At 70.5% G+C, this 19,179-nt stretch carries 17 protein-coding genes; 4 read left to right on the top strand and 13 right to left on the bottom strand.

Features of this window, described 5'->3' with window-relative positions; genetic code table 11:
- The first annotated feature begins 12 nt into the window (after positions 1 to 12).
- A complete protein-coding gene (locus K8F61_RS18505) occupies positions 13 to 315 on the top strand; it encodes a DUF7882 family protein (protein WP_067249170.1) in 303 nt (100 codons plus the stop codon).
- A 24-nt stretch (positions 316 to 339) separates the two neighbouring features.
- Here the strand turns inward: K8F61_RS18505 and srmL are convergent, their stop codons facing one another.
- The 10 genes from srmL to K8F61_RS18455 form a co-directional block, all read right to left on the bottom strand.
- A complete protein-coding gene (gene srmL / locus K8F61_RS18500) occupies positions 340 to 1,455 on the bottom strand; it encodes a PheS-related mystery ligase SrmL (RefSeq protein ID WP_231820215.1) in 1,116 nt (371 codons plus the stop codon).
- 253 nt (positions 1,456 to 1,708) lie between these two features.
- Positions 1,709 to 3,274, bottom strand: coding sequence for an alpha/beta hydrolase (locus K8F61_RS18495; RefSeq protein WP_231820214.1), 1,566 nt, complete (start codon positions 3,272 to 3,274; stop codon positions 1,709 to 1,711).
- Complete coding sequence (locus K8F61_RS18490; RefSeq protein WP_067250351.1) at positions 3,271 to 4,428, bottom strand: DNA polymerase III subunit delta'; 1,158 nt, start codon at positions 4,426 to 4,428, stop codon at positions 3,271 to 3,273. Before K8F61_RS18490 ends, K8F61_RS18495 begins: the two co-directional genes overlap by 4 nt.
- A 152-nt stretch (positions 4,429 to 4,580) precedes the next feature.
- A complete protein-coding gene (gene tmk, locus K8F61_RS18485; RefSeq protein WP_231820213.1) occupies positions 4,581 to 5,210 on the bottom strand; it encodes a dTMP kinase in 630 nt (209 codons plus the stop codon).
- A complete protein-coding gene (topA, locus tag K8F61_RS18480; protein WP_231820212.1) occupies positions 5,207 to 8,035 on the bottom strand; it encodes a type I DNA topoisomerase in 2,829 nt (942 codons plus the stop codon). The genes tmk and topA overlap by 4 nt, the downstream gene beginning before the upstream one ends.
- A 63-nt stretch (positions 8,036 to 8,098) precedes the next feature.
- Positions 8,099 to 8,446 carry a helicase gene (locus K8F61_RS18475; RefSeq protein ID WP_231820211.1) on the bottom strand — a complete coding sequence of 116 codons (348 nt, stop codon included), beginning with the start codon at positions 8,444 to 8,446 and terminating at the stop codon, positions 8,099 to 8,101.
- Entirely contained in the window at positions 8,446 to 8,931 is a 486-nt protein-coding gene (locus tag K8F61_RS18470) for a TadE family protein (RefSeq protein ID WP_231820210.1), read from the bottom strand. The genes K8F61_RS18475 and K8F61_RS18470 overlap by 1 nt, the downstream gene beginning before the upstream one ends.
- The gene (locus tag K8F61_RS18465) at positions 8,931 to 9,200 is read right to left on the bottom strand and encodes a DUF4244 domain-containing protein (RefSeq protein WP_372449957.1); all 270 of its coding nucleotides are present in this window, start codon (positions 9,198 to 9,200) and stop codon (positions 8,931 to 8,933) included. The genes K8F61_RS18470 and K8F61_RS18465 overlap by 1 nt, the downstream gene beginning before the upstream one ends.
- Positions 9,201 to 9,314: 114 nt before the next feature.
- Complete coding sequence (locus K8F61_RS18460; protein ID WP_231820209.1) at positions 9,315 to 10,337, bottom strand: type II secretion system F family protein; 1,023 nt, start codon at positions 10,335 to 10,337, stop codon at positions 9,315 to 9,317.
- The gene (locus K8F61_RS18455) at positions 10,331 to 11,335 is read right to left on the bottom strand and encodes a TadA family conjugal transfer-associated ATPase (protein WP_231820208.1); all 1,005 of its coding nucleotides are present in this window, start codon (positions 11,333 to 11,335) and stop codon (positions 10,331 to 10,333) included. Before K8F61_RS18455 ends, K8F61_RS18460 begins: the two co-directional genes overlap by 7 nt.
- Before the next feature lie 385 nt (positions 11,336 to 11,720).
- Between K8F61_RS18455 and acs the strand changes: the two genes are divergently transcribed.
- Entirely contained in the window at positions 11,721 to 13,691 is a 1,971-nt protein-coding gene (gene acs, locus K8F61_RS18450; RefSeq protein ID WP_219086264.1) for an acetate--CoA ligase, read from the top strand.
- 365 nt (positions 13,692 to 14,056) lie between these two features.
- On the opposite strand, the gene K8F61_RS18445 is transcribed toward acs, so the two are convergent.
- Entirely contained in the window at positions 14,057 to 14,515 is a 459-nt protein-coding gene (locus K8F61_RS18445) for a RidA family protein (protein ID WP_067247606.1), read from the bottom strand.
- Positions 14,512 to 14,736: a DUF4177 domain-containing protein gene (locus tag K8F61_RS18440; RefSeq protein ID WP_067247602.1), complete on the bottom strand. Its 225-nt coding sequence runs from the start codon at positions 14,734 to 14,736 to the stop codon at positions 14,512 to 14,514. The genes K8F61_RS18445 and K8F61_RS18440 overlap by 4 nt, the downstream gene beginning before the upstream one ends.
- A 76-nt stretch (positions 14,737 to 14,812) precedes the next feature.
- Here K8F61_RS18440 and K8F61_RS18435 point away from each other — a divergent pair, with 76 nt between their 5' ends.
- Positions 14,813 to 17,440: a transglycosylase domain-containing protein gene (locus K8F61_RS18435; protein ID WP_231820207.1), complete on the top strand. Its 2,628-nt coding sequence runs from the start codon at positions 14,813 to 14,815 to the stop codon at positions 17,438 to 17,440.
- Positions 17,440 to 18,369, top strand: a complete 930-nt coding sequence (locus K8F61_RS18430) for a metallophosphoesterase (RefSeq protein WP_231820206.1) — start codon at positions 17,440 to 17,442, stop codon at positions 18,367 to 18,369. The genes K8F61_RS18435 and K8F61_RS18430 overlap by 1 nt, the downstream gene beginning before the upstream one ends.
- Before the next feature lie 123 nt (positions 18,370 to 18,492).
- Here K8F61_RS18430 and K8F61_RS18425 read toward each other — a convergent pair whose 3' ends face one another.
- Positions 18,493 to 19,122, bottom strand: coding sequence for a hypothetical protein (locus K8F61_RS18425; protein ID WP_231820205.1), 630 nt, complete (start codon positions 19,120 to 19,122; stop codon positions 18,493 to 18,495).
- Between the last annotated feature and the right edge of the window lie 57 nt (positions 19,123 to 19,179).

Raw genomic sequence — 19,179 nt, 5'->3', positions numbered from 1 at the left:
ATGTGTCGGGGCATGGGAACCCTGTACTACGGCAGTCCCGAAACCGCCATCGAGATCGAGGATCGCACGCTCGCGCACCTGAAAATCGTGATCACGACCAAGCTCCGGCGAGACGAGAGCTTCACGGTCTCGTGGAAGCACCCCGAGAGTCAGCCGGAGGGACGCAGCACGATCTGGCTGCACCCGTCCATCCCGCTCCGGTTCGTGTTCGACGACCCCGAGCAGCCGCCGCTGAGCCGGAAGTGGATCGACGACCTCGCGCATTCCTCGCACTCGTCCGGAGGCATCGTCCTCGTCCCGGAGAACATGGAGTAAACGCACCGGTACGGCTCTTCGGCATCAGATCAGCTCCAGGGCGGGCCCCTCGTGCACGGCGAGGTAGACCGCGTTGCGGACCCGGTTCGCCTCCTCCGCCGTGAGCGTCCGGTCGATGGGTCGAAGGACGACCCGCAGCAGAACGTTGGTCTGCCCCGCCCGCGTCGCCAGTCGCTCGCGCGCCGCCGCGGGCAGCTCGTCGTGCGGGGTGCGCGCCCGGATCGTGACCGACTCGATCACCTCGGCCTCGTCCCCGAGGGCGGTACGGATGCGATCGCCCAGGGTCTCCTCGTCCGCCTCGGCTCCGACCACGACGGAGAGGTCCCGGCGAGTGGCCGGAAGCGGCGACACGTGGCGCCACGGCTCGAGGGTGAGCATCTGCGCGGCGATCCGCGGATCCGTGGCCCGCAGGTAGCGGATGTCAGGGATGGACTTGCGCAGCATCAGCGCCCGCTCCAGGCCCATCCCGAGCGCCAGTCCCGACCACCGCTCGGGGTCCAGGCCCGAGCGGCGGAGCACGTCGGGATGGATGCGCCCGCACTCGGCGAGCTCCAGCCACCGTCCGTCGTGACGGACGTCGATCTGCCTCCCGCCGATCGTGTACGGGTGCACCGCGTCCGTCACCCGCCACTCGGCCCCGGGAAGGACCGCCTCGACCAGGAGCGCGATCATCTCCCGCATCTCCTCGTCCGTGGTCTCTCCGGTGCGGATGCGCCACAGGTCGACCTGGTGCGGCTCCCCGACGTGGGTGCGGTCGACGACGTCCCGCCGGTACACGAGACCGGGGACCACGATCAGCTCATCGACGCGGTCCTCGCCGGCGTAGTCCTCCAGGGCGGTCGGCAGAAGCGCGCTCGTATGGCTGCGCAGCATCACCGTGGGGCTGACGTACCGCGTGTACCGGCGGGCTCGCGTCACGTCCTCGACGCCGTAGCCGAGGCGGTCATAGTTGTCCCGCACGGGGACGAGCGGGGACGAGCGGACGATCCGCACCGTGCAGCCCCACGACGTGCGGAGAGAGTCGACGACGCCGTCGAGCAGCGTCTGGACGGCATGCGGTCCCTGGACGGGATCCGTGAGATCGCGGATGGACAGAGCCCGCGTGAGCTGTGCGGGCGTCAGGTGGTCGGTCTTCGACATGAAAGGTCTCCGGTGTGGTCGGTCGGGGTGGAGAGCTTCCCCCGGCCGCGCCTACGAAGACCTGGGCGCTAGCGCGCGTCGAGGACCCCGCGGCCATGTCCCGGCCGGGGGTTCCGAAATCGCTGCTGCCTGAGCACGGGACCAGCATACCCAGCGGCCGCACGGGCGCGCCGATGGCGGTGGGCACGCGAGACGGCGAGGGCCCGGCCGACCACGTGGGTCGGCCGGGCCCCGGCGCGCAGGCGCGCTCGTCCTACTCGCAGCGCAGGCCGTCCTCCGGCACCGTGCTGTCGAGGAAGAAGCCGTCGACGGCGCTGTCGACGCAGCGGTTGCCCTTGTTGTATCCGGTGTGCCCTTCCCCCACGCGGGTGATGAGCACCCCGCCCTCGAGCTGCTCGGCCAGCGACACCGACCAGTCATACGGCGTCGCCGGGTCGTTGGTGGTGCCCACGACGAGGATCGGCCCCGCACCGGGCGCGGTGATCTCGCCGCGGGTGCCGGTGGGCGGATAGGGCCAGACGGCGCACGGATCCGCGCCCTCCCAGTACGGTGCGATCGTCGGAGCCTTCTCCGCGATCAGCGCCTTCGCGGCCGCCTCGGCCTGCGGGTCGTCCTCCACCGGGTAGTCCATGCAGTTGTAGGCCCGGAACGCCTCCGACGAGTTGTCCTCGTACTCGCCGTTCTGGGTCCGGCCGTTGTAGAAGTCCGCGAGGAAGAACGCGGTGCTCGGATCCCCTTCGAGTGCACCGCTGAGAGCGTCCGTGAGGTAGGACCAGCTGTCCTGCGAGTAGAGGGCGGAGATGATCGCGGTCATCAGGGCGTCGGCGCCCAGCATCCGGCCGTCGCCGTTCTGCAGCGGCACCCGGGCCACGCTCGCCAGGAGCGCGCCGAGATCCGCCATCGCCTCGTCCACGGTGCCGTTGAACGCGCAGTCGTTCCCGGACAGGCAGTCGGCCATGTAGGCCCGCAGCGCAGACTCGAAGCCGAGCGCCTGCGTGGTGCTGACGTCCAAGCCCGAGACGGCCGGGTCGATCGCCCCGTCCAGTACCAGGTGGCCGACGCGCTCCGGGTACAGGTTCGCGTAGGTGGCCCCGAGGAAGGTGCCGTAGGAGTAGCCGAGATAGTTCAGCTTCTTGTCGCCGAGCACCGCGCGCAGCAGGTCCATGTCGCGCGCGGAGTTGATCGTCGTGATGTACGGCAGGATCCCGCCGCTGTTGGCCTCGCACGCCTGTGCGAAACGGGCGTTGGCCTCGTCGAGCTCCGCCGTCCACTCGTCGGAGCCGCGCACGCCCTCGGGGATCGCGTAGAGGTACTCGTCCATCTCCGCGGCGTCGAAGCAGCGCACGGCTGTCGACTGGCCCACGCCGCGCGGGTCGAAGCCGATGACATCGTACGCCGCGATGACGTCCGGTCCCACGGCGTAGTCGATGCTCTCCGAGATGAAGTCGAGGCCGCTCGCGCCGGGACCGCCGGGGTTCGTCAGAAGGGAACCCGCCGGCGTGCCCTCCGCGCGGTGGCGCACCACCGCGAGGTCGATCTCCCCGGCCTGCGGGGCGGACCAGTCCAGCGGAGCCGTGACGGTCGTGCACTCCATCCCGGACGAGCACGGCTTCCAGTCGAGCTTCTGCGCGTAGAAGGGCATCAGCTCCTCGGACACGCCGCTTGTGTCCGGCTCCGTGGTGCGCTCCGGCAGCGGCGACGAGGACGTCCCCGGCGGGATCATCGCGTACAGGCATCCAGAGAGGGCGACGGAGGCGACGGCGAGGCCCGCCAGGACGGTCGCGAGGCGGCGGATCCGCCGGGTCGATCGGTTCTTCACGGTTTCCTCCCGCTCGTCACGGTGACGAGCAAGCTCTCGAGGGCGAGGGTCGGAGCGACGTTGCGCTCCAGCGACTCCCTGGTCTCCGCCAGGTGGTCGAGCACGTCCAGCGTACGCGTGGCCGGCCAGGCGTCCGCGAGCGCGGCGAGCTGATCGCTCAGCTCGCGGTTGATCAGGTCGTCGGTGCGACCGAACTGCAGCAGCACGACGTCGCGGAACAGCGACTGCAGGTCCGTGAGCACGCGGTCGATGCCGTCGCGAAGGCTCCGGGTCGCACGTTTGCGCTGCTCGTCCTCGAGCGCGGAGACCTGCGCCCGCAGCGCCGGCGGAACGGCCTGGCCCTCGGCGATCCCGACCGTCCGCAGCAGCGACTCGCGCTCCGCGGCGTCCCGCTCGGCGGTGAGGGCCTTGGCGTCCTCCGTCGCCGCCTGGACGATGCGCCCTGCCACCTCCACGGCATCGCCGACGCCGCGCACGCCGAGGACCGCGCGCATGGTGTCGTCGCGGCGGATCCGCGCGGCCTCGTCGGTGGCCAGGCGCTGAGCCATCCCGATGTGCCGCTGCGCATGCCGCGCCGCCTGCTCGGCGATCTCCGGGGAGACGCCCGTGCGGTGGACGATCAGCCGGGCGACGTCGTCGACCTCCGGCTCCCGCAGGCGCAACGGCCGCACGCGCGAGCGGATCGTGGGAAGCAGATCCGCCTCGCTCGGAGCGCACAGGATCCACACCGTCCGCTCCGGCGGCTCCTCGAGCGCCTTCAGCAGGACGTTCGAGGTCCGCTCCACCATCCGGTCCGCGTCCTCGACGACGATGACGCGGTAGCGTCCCGACGAGGGGGCGAAGTAGGAACGCTCGACGAGCGCGCGCGCCTCGGCGATCGTGATGATCACCTTGTCGGTGCGCAGGGCCGTGACGTCCGGATGCGTGCGCGCGAGGACCTGGCGCATGGTCGCCTCGTCGTCCGGCCCCTCGGCGATGAGAGCCGCGGCGAAGGCGTAGGCGAGCGTGGAGCGCCCCGATCCGGGCGGGCCGGTGATGAGCCACGCGTGCGCGAGGGCCTCCGGATCCGCCGCGGCCGCGCGCAGCGCCCGCACCGCCTCCTCCTGCCCCCAGACGTCCGTCCACGGAAAGGGGGCGGTGACGGGGTCGGGCATGGATTCAGCCTAGCCGCGCCTCCCGACACTCCCCTCCCCTCGTCCCCTCTCATCCCCGTCACCTCCGGGTTTGGGGTCCGCCGTGGTCGTTCGGGGCTCGTTGTGGGGCCGATTCCTCCCGGAACGCGCCCCGACTCCGGACGGGGAAGGGATCAGGCGCCGAGGTCGTCGACCCGTGCCGCCACGCGGGCGGCGATCGTCTGCGGGTCGTCGGTCGCATCCAGCACGAGGAACCGCTCGGGCTCCGCGTCCGCGAGGGCGAGGAAGGCCGCGCGGACCCGTCCGTGGAACTCCTCCTGCTCCGCCTCCAGGCGGTCGAACGGCTTGTCGTCGGCGTCCAGGCGTGCCCGGGCGACGACGGGATCGAGGTCGAGGAGCACGGTGAGGTCGGGAAGCGCGCCCTCCGCGCCCCAGAGCGACAATCCGCGGACCTCGTCGCCGTCGAGGACGCGGCCGGCCCCCTGGTAGGCGACCGAGGAGTCCAGATAGCGATCCTGGATCACGACCTCGCCCCGGTCCAGGGCGGGACGAACGACGGTGGCGACGTGGTGCGCCCGGTCGGCGGCGTAGAGGAGTGCCTCGGCGCGGGGAGCGATGTCGCCGCGGTGGTGGAGCACGATGTCGCGGATGAGGACGCCGACCTCCGATCCCCCGGGCTCCCGGGTGCGCACGACCGTGCGTCCCTGCTCCCGGAGACGATCGGCGAGCAGCGTCGCCTGCGTCGTCTTGCCCGAGCCGTCACCGCCCTCGAACGTGATCCAGAGCCCGCGCCCTGGGGTCATGAATCCGCCTTCTTCTTCGCGTTCGCCGCGCGGGTCGCCGCCGCCTTCTTCGCGGCCGCCGACCGCGCCGCCGACACCTCCGCCGCGGACTTCTTGGCGGGCGCCTTCGCGGCGGACTTCTTCGCGGGAGCCTTCTTGGCCGGTGCCTTCTTCGTCGCCGCCGCACGGCCACGCTTGGGAGCAGGTCCCTTCGCACGCTTGTCGGCCAGCATCTGCACGGCGATCTCGAAGGTGATGTCGCTGGGCTGCTGGCCCCGCGGGATCGTGACGTTGGTCTCGCCGTCGGTCACGTACGGGCCGAAGCGTCCGTCGCGGATCCGGATCGGCTTGCCGCTGACCGGATCCGCCTCGAACTCGGCGAGCGCGCTCGACGCCCGCCGCGCGCCGTACTTCGGCTGGGCGTAGAGCTCCAACGCCTGCTCCAGCGTGATGTCGAAGATCTGCTGCTCCGACTCCAGGGAGCGGGAGTCCGTGCCCTTCTTCAGGTACGGGCCGAACCGTCCGTTCTGCGCGGTGATCTCCTCGTTCGTCGCGGGATCCACGCCGACGACGCGGGGCAGGCTGAGCAGCTTCAGCGCCGTCTCCAGGTCGATCGTGTCGACCGACATCGAACGCAGGAGCGAGGCGGTGCGCGGCTTCGGCGCGGCCTCCTTCTTCTTCGTCGACTTCTTCGCCGGCGCCGCGGCGGGCAGGATCTCGCCGGTGGCCTCGTCGACCTGCTCCTCGGGCTCCGGGTCATTCTCCTGGACGTAGGGACCGAACCGGCCGTCCTTGACGACGATGACCTTGCCGTTCTCGGGGTTCTCCCCGAGGACCCGATCGCCCGCGACCGGTGCGTCGATGAGCTCCTGCGCCTTCTGCGCGGTGAGCTCGTCCGGGGCGAGGTCCTCCGGGACGTTGACGATGCGCGGCTTGGCGTCGGGGTTCGCCGGGTCGACGACCTCCAGGTAGGGGCCGTACTTGCCGAAGCGGAGGGTGGCGGTGTCGGTGATCCGCGTCGCGTTGAGGGCGCGTGCGTCGATCTCCCCGAGGTTGTCGACGATCTGCCGGAGCCCGACGTGGGCGTCGGAGCCGAAGTAGAACGAGCGCAGCCACTCGACGCGCTTCTGCTCGCCCCGGGCGATGGCGTCGAGATCGTCTTCCAGGGAGGCGGTGAAGTCGTAGTCGATCAGATCCGAGAAGTGCTGCTCCATGAGCCGCACGACGCTGAACGCCAGCCACGTCGGCACGAGCGCCTGGCCCCGCTTGGTGGCGTACCCGCGATCGATGACGGTGCCGATGATGCTGGCGAACGTGGAGGGGCGGCCGATGCCGTGCTCCTCCAGCGCCTTCACCAGCGAGGCCTCGGTGTAGCGGGGCTTCGGCGTGGTCCGGTGGGACTTGGCCTGCGCGTCCGAGACGGCGAGCTCGTCGCCCACGGCGACGGCAGGGAGGGACTGGTTCTCCGCGTTCGCGTCCTCGCCGCGCTTCTCGTCGCGGCCCTCCTCGTACGCCTCCAGGAAGCCCTTGAAGGTGTACACGGTTCCCGACGCGGTGAACTCCGCGGACTGGCCGGCCGCGTCCACCGCGAGGGTGACCGTGGTCGTCTCGTACTTCGCGTCCGCCATCTGGCTGGCGACCGTGCGCTTCCAGATGAGGTCGTAGAGCCGCTGCTCCTCGCGGTCGAGCTGGCTCGCCAGCGAGGCAGGCGTGCGGAAGTGCTCCCCCGACGGGCGGATCGCCTCGTGCGCCTCCTGCGCGTTCTTGCTCTTCGACTTGTAGACGCGCGGCTTGAGCGGCACGGACGCATCGCCGTAGAGCGCGACCGCCTGCTCGCGGGCCGCCTGGACGGCCTGGCTGCTCAGCGCGGTCGAGTCCGTACGCATATAGGTGATGTACCCCTTCTCGTACAGCCGCTGGGCGACGCTCATCGCCTGCTTCGCGGTCATCGAGAGCTTGCGCCCCGCCTCCTGCTGCATCGTGGAGGTGGTGAACGGGGCATAGGGGCTGCGCGTGCCGGGCTTCGCCTCGACCTTGGTGACGGTGCCGGATCCGGCGTCCTCGATCGCGGCGGCGAGCGACTGCGCCCGCGCCTCGTCGAGGACGACGACGGCCTTCTTGAGCTTCCCGGAGTCGTCGAAGTCGGTCCCCCGGGCGAGCTGCCCGCCGTCGACGCGCACCAGTCGGACGCGGAACCCGGTACCGGCCCCCGCGGCGGCCTGGGCGTCGACGTCCCAGTACTCGACGGAGACGAAGGCCATCCGCTCGCGCTCGCGGTCGACGATCATGCGAGTGGCCGCGGACTGCACGCGCCCGGCGGACAACCCGGACTTCACCTTGTACCAGAGCACCGGGGACACGTCCCAGCCGTAGAGGCGGTCGAGGATGCGGCGGGTCTCCTGGGCGTCGACCAGGGCGAGGTCGAGCTCGCGCGTGTTTCCCACGGCCGCCTGGATCGCGTCCTTGGTGATCTCGTGGAACACCATGCGCTTGACCGGCACCTTGGGCTTGAGCGTCTCCAGGAGGTGCCAGGCGATGGCCTCGCCCTCGCGGTCCTCATCAGTCGCGAGCAGGAGCTCGTCGGCGTCCTTGAGCGCGCGCTTGAGCTCGGCGACCGTCTTCGTCTTGCGGTCGCTGACGACGTAGTACGGGTCGAAGTCGTTCTCGACGTCGATCGAGTACTTCCCATACGCCTGCTTGTCGGAGGCGGGGATGTCCTTCTTGTCCGCGAGGTCGCGGATGTGCCCGACCGAACTGAGCACCTCGTAGCCGTCGCCGAGGTAACCCTGGATCGAGCGCATCTTCGTCGGGGACTCGACGATGACGAGCTTCTTGCCTTGCGCCACGGGTGCGTCCTTTCTTCGAAGCACACCATACACACCGCCCTGAGGAGGTCGTCCTCATGCGGTTCATCCGCCGCCCGCAGCGGCCTCGGGTGGGCCTGCTCGGGATCGGGCGACGGCGGTGATACCAGCGTACGCCGCGAAAACCTGCACGGTCGCCACGCCCGGGCCGTCGTCGAGACGGCACCACTCCAGGGTCGCTCCCGATGCGGCGGCCACCCGCTCCGCGACCGCACAGGGGTCGGCGGCGAGCGGAACGGCCCCGGAGACGACGTCGGCTGCGGCGAGCGCCGCGGCGTCCGCGGCCGATGCCACACGCTGCGCGGTCGTGGCTGCCCCGGCGAGCACCGCCGCCCCTACCACGAGCCCTGCGGCGACCGTCGCGGACCCGGCGGCCAGAATCGTGCCCGCCATCAGCGCCCGCCGTCCAGCGCGCAGCTGCCTGCGCGGATCGGCAGCGCCCATCCGGCGAGGAGGGGCAGATCGACGGACGCCGTGACGCACACGAGGTCGTCCGTACGGTGCACGGAGATCCCGGCTGCGGGATCCACCCGCGACACCGCGGCCGCGGCGACGGCGTCGTCCTCTCCGCGGCCGAGCAGCCGCGAGGCGTCGGCCGCCGCATCCTGCAGAGCCACCTGTCGGACCCCCGCACCCGCCACGGCCACGCCGAACAGCAGCACGCCGACGACGAGGGGCAGGGCGACCGCCAGCTCCGCGGTCGCCGCGCCCCGCTGCCCCGTCCCTCGGGCCGAGCCGACGACCGCGCCGCGCCTCTCGCCGCGGACCGCGTCCCCGGTCGGGTCCCGGGTCGCCTGCCCCGAGGGAAGCGAGGCCCGGTCCGGCCGGAGCCGTGGTGCGCCCGGCCCCTGCGAGCGGGACCGGGCGGACCGCGGCATCAGGACACCGTGAGGGCGCGACGGACCAGGTCGGTGAGGATGCCCCGCACCTCATCCGATCGCATGATGACCACCAGCAGACCGGCGAACGCCACGGCCGCCATCGTGGCGATCGCGTACTCCGCCGTCGCGGCGCCGCGATCGTCGCCGAAGAGCGCGGCCGAACGCCGGCGGGTCAGTGGGGGAAGCGGCGGTGCGCTCGCCGGTGCGGGCCGGGCCCTCCGGGAGGACGTGATCGCTGCGCAGGGCGTCGTTCGTGCATCGGTCATCGTGGTGTTTCCTTTCCTCGGGTGTTCCTCTTCTTATGGGGTCTCTTCTCGGCAGTCCGTCCCGGACCTTCCGCCGCGCCGCTCCGCCGCGCCGGTCGCGACGTCGTCCGCTCGTCACGGCGGAACGGGCAACGGGGTCGTCGTCAGCACGCTGAGGACGAGGGGCGCGACGCCGAGCAGGAGGAAGGCGGGCAGCGTGCACACGCCCAGCGGGAGAAGGAGACGGGCCGAAAGCCGGGCGGCGCTCGTGCGTCCTGCGACCCGCGCTTCGCGCCTGGCCCGGGTCGCGTCCGCTCGGAGCAGCTCGACGGCGGGCACCCCCGCCGCTTCGGCCAGCCGCAGGACCCGGTCGATCGCGTCGTTGGGTCCGTCGCCGGGACCGCCACGGGCGGCCGCGCCGTTCGAAGTCGGGGCCGCCGCATCGCCCTCGTCGGCCAGAAGGGCGCGGGCCCGAGCGATGGACGTGCCGCCGGCGAGCGCGATGGCCAGGAGCTCCGCGCGGATGCCGGGCACGTCCGGAGGCGGCTCGGCGGCCCGGACGAGGGAGGTCGTCCAGATCCGCGCCGCCCCGATCAGGCCGCTCCCCACCGCAAGGCACGCCACCCCGATCGGGTTCGTCAGGAGGACGACGAGGGTGTCGAAGCCGAGTGCCGTGCCGAGGAGAAGGCCCGCGACCGGCAGCCACATCATGAGCCGCGCGCTTCCGGCCGGCTCGGCCAAGGCGATCCGCACATCGTCGCGGGTCGCCTCCGCGTCGTCGAGAGAGTCGGCGATCACGCGGAGCGTGTCGCCGAGCGGCGCGCCGACGGTGGCGGCGATCGCCCATGCCGACGCCACCTGACGCCACGCGGCTCCCCGCCGCTGCCGATCATCGGTCCGTCGGCGCCCGCGAGGGCCGCCACGGGGCTCCGCCGCGACGCTCGTCTCCCGGAGGGCGTCGGCGATCCCTCGCCCGCCCTCGACGCCGGAGACGACCTCGTCCGCCTCGGGGATCCCGGCGTCGGCGAGGTGGCGCCACGCGGACAGCGGCGCGGCCCCGGCCTGCAGCAGCACCGCGAGCGTGCGCACCGCCTCGGGCACCGGCACCGCCACCGCGGACGGGCCCGCCGCGCGGCGGCGCGGCACCGAGATCACCACGGTCGCACCTCCTCGATGCCGAGGCGATCCTCTTCCAGGCGGAGGCGTCCGACCTGCGCCAGCCGGCGCGTCCCGTCGGCCCCCCGGACGAGGTGCAGCACGAACGAGAACGCACTCACCGCCTGTCGCGCCAATGCCGGCGGATCCATTCCAGCCAGCGCTCCCAGCGCCTCCAGCCGGGCCGGGACGTCGGCCAGTCCCGAAGCATGCAGGGTGCCGGCGCCGCCGTCGTGACCGGTGTTGAGCGCCGTGAGCAGGTCGCGGATCTCCTCGCCGCGGCACTCTCCCACCACCAGTCGGTCCGGACGCATCCGCAGCGATTCGCGCAGAAGGCGGGACACGGTGATCCCGCCGACGCCCTCGAGGTTCGGCTGCCGCGCTTCGAGCGCCACATGGTGCGGGTGCCGCGGCCGCAGCTCGGCCACGTCCTCGATCGTGACGATGCGCTCGGCGGAGGGGACGTGCGCCAGCAGCGCGGACAGCAGGGTGGTCTTGCCGGTGCCGGTCCCGCCCGTGATCAGGAGGTTCTCGCGGTCACGGACCGCGCCTTCGAGCCAGGACCTGCTCTCCGGCCCGAGCCCGCCGAGAGCCACCAGGTCGTCGAGGTCCGCAGCGCGGACACGCGGAATCCGCACGGACACCGCCGTGCCGCCGGTGCAGACCGGTGCCAGCACCGCGTGCACCCGGATGCCCGAGCCGAGCCGAACGTCCACGCACGGGGACTGGTCGTCGAGATGGCGCCCGCCGGCACCGACCAGTCGCACGGCGAGGTCGCGCACCTCGCGCTCGGAGGCCGACCACCCGGAGACCCGCTCGATACCGGCGCCCCGGTCGACGAACAACCCGTCTGCGCCGTTGACGAAGAGGTCGGTCACGCGTTCGTCGGCGCAATGCACGGCGAGATCCCCGAAGGCGGGATCGAGAGCGACGGAATCGGGGGCCGCGACGAGCGGATCCCCCTCCCCGCGGCGCGGGACGATGACGAAAGGTCCAGGCATACGCCGAGGCTAGGAACCGGCGCGCGGCCGTGGAGACGGCCGGACACCAGCGGTGCACAACGCCTCCGGATCCGCCTCCGTGGAGGACGAGACGCATGGCCGGCCGAGCGTCGTGCGAGCGCTCCCACGACGGAGAGAGGGCGGCACCCCACGGGGGGAATGGGATGCCGCCCAGAGACGCACGCGATCGGGGGAATCGCGGCGTGAAGCCGGAATCGTTAATTCGGCCGTGGGTCAGCATACGCAACGTAAGGGGTCTGACAAAACCCATTCGTCTACCGACTTTCGGCGGTACTCTCGGATCACGCCGCAGGGCTAGATTCCCGATGTCGCGGTCCCGTCGCGACCCCGCAACACCCGTGCCGCAAAGGAGCGCCTCCTCATCATGAGCAGCAGCCAGATCGACCACCTTCTGAACGAGGACCGCCGGTTCCCCCCGTCGCCGGAGTTCGCCGCCCAGTCGATCGCCAAGCCCGAGCTCTACGACCGGGCCGCCGCCGATCGGGAGGGGTTCTGGGCCGAGCAGTCCCGCGAGCTCCTGCACTGGCACACCCCGTTCACTCAGGTGCTGGACTGGAGCACGCCGCCCTTCGCGAAGTGGTTCGCGGACGGCGAGCTCAACGTCGCGTACAACTGCCTGGACCGGCACGTCGAGGCCGGGAACGGCGACCGCGTCGCGATCCTCTGGGAGGGTGAGCCGGGCGACGAACGACGCATCACCTACGCCGAGCTCACCGACGAGGTCAAGCGCCTCGCGAACGTGCTGACCGATCTCGGCATCGGCCACGGCGACCGGGTCGCGATCTACCTGCCCATGATCCCCGAGGCCATCGCCTCCATGCTCGCGGTCGCACGCGTCGGCGCGATCCACTCCGTCGTGTTCGGCGGTTTCAGCGCGGACAGCCTGCGCTCGCGCATCGACGACGCCGGGGCCCGCCTCGTCATCACCGCCGACGGCGGTTACCGCAAGGGCCGGGTCTCGCCCCTCAAGCCCGCCGTGGACCAGGCCCTCAGCGACCGCGGAGACGGCGAGCAGCAGACCGTCGAGCACGTGCTCGTGGTCAAGCGGACCGAAAACGAGGTCGAGTGGGATCCGGGCCGGGACGTCTGGTACCACGACGTCGTCCCGGTGGCCTCGGCCGACCACACCGCCGAGGCGTTCCCCGCGGAGAACCCGCTGTTCATCCTCTACACGTCCGGTACGACGGGGAAGCCGAAGGGCATCCTGCACACCTCGGGCGGCTACCTGACCCAGGCGGCGTACACGCACAAGAACGTGTTCGACCTGCACCCCGAGTCGGACGTGTTCTGGTGCACGGCCGACATCGGGTGGGTGACCGGGCACTCGTACGTCACCTACGGCCCCCTCGCCAACGGGGCGACGCAGGTGCTCTACGAGGGCACCCCGGACACGCCGCACCCCGGGCGCTGGTGGGAGATCATCCAGAAGTACGGCGTGACGATCTTCTACACGGCGCCGACCGCGATCCGGTCGTTCATGAAGCTCGGCCGCAGCATCCCGAACGAGTTCGACCTGACGAGCCTGCGCGTGCTGGGCTCCGTGGGCGAGCCCATCAACCCCGAGGCGTGGATGTGGTACCGCGAGGTGATCGGCGGCAACCGCACGCCGATCGTCGACACCTGGTGGCAGACGGAGACCGGGGCGATCATGGTGTCGCCGCTGCCGGGCATCACGGCGGCGAAGCCCGGTTCCGCCCAGGTGCCGCTCCCGGGCATCTCGATCGACGTGGTGGACGAGTCCGGCGCCGAGGTCGGCAACGGCAACGGCGGGCTGCTGGTGATCACCGAGCCGTGGCCCAGCATGCTCCGCGGCATCTGGGGCGACCCGGAGCGCTTCAAGGAGACGTACTGGGAGAAGTTCGAGGACCAGGGCTACTACTTCGCCGGCGACGGCGCGCGCCTGGACGAGGACGGCGACCTGTGGCTGCTCGGCCGCGTGGACGACGTGATGAACGTCTCCGGTCACCGCCTCTCCACGGCGGAGATCGAGTCCTCGCTCGTCGCCCATGAGGCGACGGCCGAGGCCGCCGTCGTCGGCGCCTCCGACGAGACCACGGGCCAGGCGGTCGTCGCGTTCGTCATCATCAAGCAGAGCTATCTCGACGCCCACTCCCCCGAAGGCCTCGCGGCTCAGCTGCGCGTCTGGGTGGGCGAGCAGATCGGCCCGATCGCCCGTCCCCGCGACGTGTACATCGTGGGCGAGCTGCCCAAGACCCGCTCCGGGAAGATCATGCGGCGCCTGCTGCGCGACGTCGCGGAGGGCCGCGAGGTCGGCGACACCACGACGCTCGCGGACACCGCCGTGATGAGCGTGATCTCGGCGCAGGTCAAGTAGGTCACAACAGCGAGAGCCCCGCGTCCGGTCGGACGCGGGGCTCTCGTGTTGTCCCACGCGCAGGTGTCGCCGCGACGCGATTGCTTCCGCGCTCAGGGCCGCGGTGCTCAGCTACTCACGCAAGAAGGCGCGCCCTCGCCAGATCAGGCACTCACGCTGGATCAGGCAAGAACCCAGCCTGCTCGCCTGATCTCACGCGTCCGCCTGATCCGACGTTCGGACGGCGCGCCGGGCACAGCGCGCAGGCACTCACGCAAGGTCAGGCACTCACGCCAGATCAGGCAAGAACCCAGCCTGCTCGCCTGATCTCACGCGTCCGCCTGATCCGGCGCGCCGGGCGGCGCCAGCGGGGGCGCGACGCGGGATCAGGCGAGGAGGAAGGAGACCTCGACCTCGACCGGGCTGTCCAGCGGCAGGACGGACACGCCCACGGCCGCGCGGGCGTGGCGCCCCGCATCGCCGAAGATCTCGCCGAGGACCTCGCTGGCGCCGTTGATGACCGCCGGCTGGCCGGGGAACGACGGGTCGGAGGCGACGAACCCGCCCACCCGGAGCACCCCGGCGATCCGGTCGACCCCGCCTGCGGCGTCCGCGGCGGCGGCCAGTGCGTTGAGCGCGCAGATCCGGGCGTACCCCTTGGCGTCCTCGGGGGTCACCTCGGCGCCGACCTTGCCCGTCGCCGGCAGCGCGCCGTCCTGGAACGGGAGCTGGCCCGCGGTGTAGACGACGCCGCCGTGCACCACGGCCGGAACGTAGGCGGCGACCGGCGCCGCGACGGCGGGAAGCTCGATTCCGAGCTCGGCGAGGCGGGCGGAGACGGTCACTGCGCGCCTCCCTCGAACTGGCGGGACGCCTCGGCGGCCGCGGCGAGGCCGGCGTTGGCGGTGCCCTCCTCGCTCACCGGACGCTTGAGGTAGGCGACGAGACCCCCTTCGGGCCCCTGCACCACCTGCACGAGCTCCCAGCCCTGCTTGCCCCAGTTGTTCAGGATCGCTGCGGTGTTGTGGATCAGCAGCGGGGTGGTGAGGTACTCCCACGTGGTCATGGCTCTCCTGCCGGAAGGGACGCGCACGCGCGCGCGTCAGAGACGGTACTCAGGGTCTTCCCTTACGATCTAGCGTATGCCTCAGTCCAAACGAACGCTGAAGGGTGTGCTCGGCGGCCTGGCCGGGCTCGTCGGTCTCAGCACCGTCGCCGGCGTCCTCGTCACCGCGAGCGTGACCCCGGTGTTCACCGTCGCCGGCGCCGCGGCCGCGCAGTCGATCGACCTGTTCGAGAACCTCCCCTCCAACCTCGAGGTCGACCGGCCGATGGAGGCGACGACGATCTACGCGACGGATCGAGACGGCAGCCAGCGTCAGCTCGCGCGGTTCTATGACCAGAACCGCATCCCACTGAACTTCGACCAGGTCGCGCCCGTCATGTACGACGCGCTGCTGTCCAGTGAGGACAAGAACTTCTACAGCCACGGCGGGATCGACCTCGTCGGCACGACCAAGGCCCTCGTGGACAACCTCCGCGGTTCGTCCACCCGTGGCGCCTCGTCGATCAGCCAGCAGTACGTGAAGAACGTGCAGCTCCAGGAGTGCGAGCGCGGGGTCAAGCTGAACCTGCCGCAGGAGGAGCGGGACCAGCAGCTCGCTGACTGCTGGAACGCGGCGGCGAACTCGGACGGCTCCGAGGGCATCCAGCGCAAGCTCCAGGAGATGCGCTATGCCATGCAGATCGAGAAGACGTACTCGAAGAACGACATCCTCATCGGGTACCTGAACCTCGTCAGCTTCGGCGGCACCACGTACGGCATCGAGGCCGCCGCGCAGCGCTACTTCAGCACGTCCGCCGCGAACCTCACGCTCAACCAGGCCGCGACGCTCGCCGGCATGGTGCAGAACCCCAACGAGTACCGGATCGACCAGCCCGACAACGAGGTGAACGGCGCCGCGGACGGCTACTCCGAGACGCTCACACGGCGCAACTACGTGCTCGGCCGCCTCCTCGACGACGGCAAGATCACCCAGGAGCAGTACGACGCGGCGCACGCGGAGCCGATCACCCCGGTGATCAGCACGCCCAGCCAGGGCTGCGGCGATGCCGGCGGCTATGCCTACTTCTGCCAGTACGTGCGAGCCACGCTGGAGAACGACCCGGCCTTCGGCGAGACCTGGGAGGAGCGCCAGGAGAAGCTCCTCAAGGGCGGTCTGGACGTCTACACGACGCTGAACTTCGACGTCCAGGACCCGGCTCTGGCCGCGATGGGCGAGCTCGCACCGCGGACCATCGACGGCATGAACTTCGGTGCCGCCGGCGTGACGATCCAGCCGGACAGCGGACGCATCCTGGCGATCACCCAGAACACGGAATTCAGCGAGACCGACGCCGGTCCGGGATACAGCGCCCAGGTGTTCGCCGCAGATTCGGCGCACGGCTCCGCCAGCGGATTCAGCGCCGGATCGACGTACAAGCTGTTCACACTGATCGACTGGCTCGAAAAGGGACACTCCGTCAACGAGACGCTCAACGGCACCAACCGCAAGTTCACGAAGATGGAGGGCTGCAACGGCGAGCTCGTCTGGGGCGGCTCCGACATCATCGGAAACGCCGGAGGGGACCGTGGAAACACGGATACCGTTATGGGCTTCACCCGGCGCTCGCTCAACAGCGGGTTCCTCGCGATGGCGGAGAAGCTCAATGTCTGCGACATCAACAAAGTCGCCGAGCGAATGGGCATCAAGCGCGGCGACGGCGGATCGGTCTCCGACCCGGACTACCAGCCCACTGGCACGCTGATCAACGGCGTACCGTTCAACGTCCTCGGCGATCAGAACATCGCACCGGTCGATATCGCCGCCGCGTACGCGACGGTAGCGAACAAGGGCGTCTATTGCACCCCGCACGCCATCGACCGGATCGTCGGGCCGGACGGCAATGACGTGCCGCTCCCGAAGACCGAATGCCGCGAGGTCATCAAACCGGAGATCGCGGCGGCTGCGGCCTACGCGCTCGAAGGCGTGATGAACGGCGGAACCGGCGCGGCCGGGAATCCGGACGACGGCACCCCGCTGATCGGCAAGACCGGAACGCACAACAACTCTCAGACGATGCTCGTCGAGTCGAGCACCAAGGCGGCTACCGCCGTCTGGGTCGGGCAGTACGTCGGCTACGACCCTGAGGCGCCGGGCCGATGGACCCCCAACGCGCAGGACGTGGATCTGAACTACTTCTACACGGACAACAGCGACGTGACCAACATCCGTTTCCCGCTGGCCGCGCGCCTCCAGGGGGCAGCGAATATCGTCACCGCGGGCGGCGATGAGTTCCCCGACCCGCCGGACAACTTCCTCAAGCGCACTTACGTCGACCTTCCGAACGTCGTGGGCATGAGCCAGGAAGACGCGGTGCGTCGACTGGAGAATGCCGGTTTCGACGTCACAGTCGGCGCGCCTGTCGCCAGCGCGCTCGCACCCGGAGTCATCGCGGCGCAGGATCCCGGCGCAGGCCAGGTCGCCAGCGGTGCCGTCGTCACGATCTCTCCCAGCAACGGACAGGGAACCGCCGTGCCGGACGTGAGCGGCCAGGCCCTGAACAATGCGCTCAAGGCCCTCGAGCAGTCCGGACTCGTAGGCATCACGGGCCAGTGCACGCCGGGTGGCGGCAGTCCGAAGGTCACCGACACCAACCCGGCGGCGGGAACATCGGTCGCCAAGGGCACCACGGTCCAGGTTAACTACTCGAAGCAGAATTGCCCGTAGTGGCACGTCCGGCGCACCCGGCCCTCATCGCGCTCGGCGCGGTGGGGGCCGTCGGCGTGTCCGCGGTCATCTGGGGCGTGGGGATCGAACGGCACCTGTACACGGTGCGGCACGTCTCCGCCCCGGCGCTCCTGCCAGGCTCCGCTCCCCTGCGGATCCTGCACGTGTCCGATGCGCACATGGCCCCGTGGCAGGAGCGTCGGCAGCGCTGGCTCGCTTCTCTTGCCGATCTGAAGCCGGACCTCGTCGTCAACACCGGGGACAACCTGGGTCACCGCGACGGCCTGGAAGGGATCCGGCGCGCGTTCGCCCCCTTTGCGGGCGTGCCCGGCGTCTTCGTGCACGGCTCGAACGACGTCTTCGTCCCCGCGCCGCGCAATCCGTTCCGGTACTTCCTCAGCCCCTCGCGAGACGTCCCGGACGCCGAGCGACTCGACACCGCGGCTCTCGACCGGTTCCTCACCGACGAGATCGGCTGGGTGGGCATCGACAACACCGCCGCGACGATGGAGATCGGCGGACGGAGACTCGACCTCGTCGGCGTCGGCGATGCGCACCGCGACTGGGACGACCTCGACGCTCTCCCTTCCGCCATCGACGCCCTCGGCCCGCGTCCCGCGGGCATCCCGGTCCTGGGTGTCACCCATGCGCCGTACCAGCGGGTGCTCAACGGGCTCGTCGACCTCGGCGCCGACGCCGTCCTCGCCGGCCACACGCACGGCGGCCAGGTCTGCCTCCCCGGATTCGGCACTCTCGTCGCCAACTGCGACATCCCGCTCAAGCAGGCGAAGGGCCTGAGCACCTGGAGCCACGGTGCCCACCGCGTCCCGTTGAACGTAAGCGCGGGCTGCGGACATTCGATCTACGCTCCGGTGCGCTTCGCCTGCCGCCCCGAGGCGACCCTCCTGACCCTCACGGCGAAGGCCTGACGGTTCTGCGGCGCCTCTGACATCCGGAGGGCCGCCGCCTTGACGGCGCATCCGCTCCCGCGTCGCCAGGTATGGTGCAGCAAGCGGAAAGCGTCGTAGCGCCGTCACGTCCACCTGTGGATGTCAATAGGTGTTGTACCGAGCGATCCAGTAGAAGGGCATGTTTGCGCCATGGAAGGTGCCGTCGGGGGCCCACCCGTGGTACATGCGGCCACCGTAGCAGTCAGAGCGGGGCACACGAGCATAGAAGCCGAACGCGCCAGCAGGGAACTGGTCTGTCCACGAACCGGTCCCCGAATCTCTCCAGAACTTGAACCAGGCGTTCTTCTGATCATGATTGATCTGGATCGAGTTGCTGATCTGTTCTTGCCCGTACAGGTCCCGGTAGAACACGCCGAAGCGGACATAGGCCAGGGCACGGCAGGAATCGAGGAAGGGTTCACCCCAGTCCGCACGGATCTCGATGGTGCCGCCACTCGTGAGGTTGAAATCCCAGTCCACGCCGTTCGGTCCTTTCCGTTGATAGGGAAGAGATTCGAGACGGCCGCCCACATGCGCGCTGTTCTGTCGCACCTGGTCGACGACCTGACGAGCCATGGTGTCGAGCTCCGCAGGATCAGACGGCTCCGTCGCACTCGCCGGACGGGGTGCCAACGGCAGCGAGGCAAGCGCGGCCATGCCGCCCATCCCCAGCGTGACCCCGGCCCGCTTGAGCATCGATCTCCGTGACAGTTCTTCTGGATGCCAGTTCATGATCGCAAGATAATAAGTGCATGCCAGCCAGTCAATGGGTGACTTCTCCCACTTGAG

Source organism: Microbacterium resistens, assembly GCF_021172025.1.
Classification (GTDB): Bacteria; Actinomycetota; Actinomycetes; order Actinomycetales; family Microbacteriaceae; genus Microbacterium; species Microbacterium resistens.
Note: the sequence above shows the minus strand (reverse complement) of the source record. Positions and strands in the feature narration are given on the sequence as shown.